The 2,332-nt window shown below is 74.3% G+C and carries 3 protein-coding genes; 1 reads left to right on the forward strand and 2 read right to left on the reverse strand.

From position 1 onward, the window contains the following. Positions 1-776: dihydrolipoamide acetyltransferase family protein (locus EBO15_RS43230; protein ID WP_147481937.1), on the forward strand; the 776-nt coding region annotated here is incomplete at its 5' end. Positions 777-1,036: 260 nt separating this feature from the next. Here EBO15_RS43230 and EBO15_RS43235 read toward each other — a convergent pair. Further along, the gene (locus EBO15_RS43235) at positions 1,037-1,249 is read right to left on the reverse strand and encodes a hypothetical protein (protein WP_122200197.1); all 213 of its coding nucleotides are present in this window, start codon (positions 1,247-1,249) and stop codon (positions 1,037-1,039) included. Between the two features lie 41 nt (positions 1,250-1,290). Then, the coding region (locus tag EBO15_RS43240) for a cellulose binding domain-containing protein (protein ID WP_147481938.1) at positions 1,291-2,332 on the reverse strand (1,042 nt) is incomplete at its 5' end.

Raw genomic sequence — 2,332 nt, forward strand, 5'->3', positions numbered from 1 at the left:
CCCCGGCCGCCGTCGCTCCGGCGGCGGCTCCGGCTCCGGCTCCGGCCGCCGCGTCGGCGCCGAAGCCCGCCGCCGCCCCGAAGGTCGCGGACGAGGACGTCGAGCGCGTCCCGCTGAACCGCTTCCGCAAGGTCGCCGCGCGCCGCCTGGTCGAGAGCAAGCAGAACGCGCCGCACTTCTACCTGAACCGCGACGTGGACGCCGAGGCCCTGGTCGCGTTCCGCAAGACCCTGAACGAGGCGCTCGCCCCGGTCAAGGTCAGCGTGAACGACCTGATCGTCAAGGCGTCCGCGCGGGCGCTGCGCGAGCACCCGCAGGTCAACACCTCCTACACCGAGGACGCCCTGCTCGTGCACAAGCGCGTCCACGTCGGCGTGGCCGTCGCGGTCGAGGACGGCCTGCTGGTCCCGGTGATCAAGGACGCGGACCGCAAGTCGGTGTCCCAGATCGGCGCCGAGACCCGCGAGCTGGCCGCCAAGGCCCGGGACGGCAAGCTGTCCCCCGCCGAGATGACCGGCGGCACGTTCTCGGTCAGCAACCTCGGGATGTTCGGCGTGGACTCGTTCTCCGCCGTGATCAACCCGCCGGAGGCGGCGATCCTCGCGGTCGGCGCCGTCCGCGCGGAGCCGGTGGTCAGGGACGGCCAGGTCGTCCCGGGGCAGCGGATGACGATCACGCTCTCGGTGGACCACCGCGCCGCCGACGGCGCGACCGGGGCCAAGTTCCTGGACCGCCTGGCCCAGCTCCTGGAGAACCCACTCCTGATCGTCGCGTAACGTGGCATGGCCGATTTTTCGGCCATGCACCACGCGAAGACCTCACCCCGTGCGAGCCCCGCTCGCACGAGCGTCCGGCCGAGGGCGAGCCACCAGGCGAACCCTCGGAGCCGGAGGCTCAACCAGGAGGACCGCCGCCCATGGCGCACCCCGTGGGGCGGCGATACGGCCTCGTGCCCGTCCCGGTGATCCCGGCTCGGGCGCGGGGCCGCGTCATGTCCCGGGTTCGGGCAGTGTCATGTCCCGGGTTCGGGCAGGTGTCACTTGCTGGGTTCGGGCAGGTGCTTGCAGGAGATCTTCGGGTTGAGCCCGATGTAGTTGAGCGGCCCGGCGACCACCGTCACCGCGATCGTCCCGCTCCGGTTGCAGTCTTTGAGCTGATCCTTGACGGGACGGTCGTAGTAGTGGCGCTGGCCTGCAGCGACGGCGCCGATGACGAGCCAGACGAGGAGCACGACCGAAGAGATCCGCATGACCTCATCGTGCATTCCGGATCGCCGGTCGGACAAGCGCTTCACGCCTGTCGACAGGGTGATCCATCCAACGTGAAGGTGTCCGGGCGAGGTTCGGGCGCGCCGCCGGAGGCCGTTCCCAGGAAGCCGAACTCGGCGGTTCCGTGCGGGGCGATGCCGCGGTTGTAGTCCGCGGCGGTGACGGTGATCTCACCCTCGGTCTGTGTCCGGGTGCCGTTCCAGATCTGGGTGATCCGCTCGCCCCGGGCGAACGTCCAGCTCAGGCGCCAGCCGTCGAGGGCCCTGGCGCCGAGGTTGGTGATCCGCACGCTGGCCTGGAACCCGCCGGCCCACTGCCCGGTGACCGCGTACGCGACCGCGCAGACCGGCGTGGACGGCGTGGACGGCGTGGACGGCGCCGTGGCGGCCGGACGGCCCGGCGACGCGGCGGGCCGCCCGCCGCCGGTGAACGCGGCGAGCAGCACGAGGACGGCGAGCAGCGCGGCGGCCGCTCCCCCGCCGATCAGGAGCGTCCGCCGGGACGTCCGGTCGGGGCCGGTCGGGGGCGGGCCCGGCTCGTCCAGGATCCGCGTCGGGTTCGCGGGGGCCGGACGGTCACCGATCACGCCGGTGGCGGCGTCCGCTTCCTCGTCCGCGCCGTCCGGCGGAGGCGTGGAGGAGGACGGGGACGCGATGGGCGGGAGGTGGGCGGCCTCCGCGAGGGCCTCGCCCACCCCGGCGGCGGTGGGACGGCGGCCGGGGTCGGCGTCCAGGCACCGGCCCACCAAGGCCGCCAGGCCTGACGGCACGGGCGGCGGGAGCGTCTCGCGGAGCAGGACCCCGAGGGCGTACACGTCGGCGGACGGCGCCGGTTCGGCCCCGGCGAGGACTTCGGGCGCGACGTAGGCGGGCGTGCCGAGGAGCGCGCCGCCCGCCGTGCGCGCCCCGAGGGCGAGACCGAAGTCGACGACCTTCACACCGGACGCCGTGAGCATGACGTTGGCGGGCTTGACGTCCCGGTGGACGACGCCCGCCGCGTGCGCCGCGGCCAGCGCGCGGGCGGCCTGCGCGCCCACGGCGGCGGCCTCCCGGGACGGCAGCGGG

This window comes from Actinomadura harenae (genome assembly GCF_003696215.1).
GTDB lineage: Bacteria > Actinomycetota > Actinomycetes > Streptosporangiales > Streptosporangiaceae > Spirillospora > Spirillospora harenae.

Coding starts and splice junctions, on each gene's coding strand:
- EBO15_RS43235 (WP_122200197.1), bottom strand. CDS start 1,249: ATGCGGATCTCTTCGGTCGTGCTCCTCGTCTGGCTCGTCATCGGCGCC.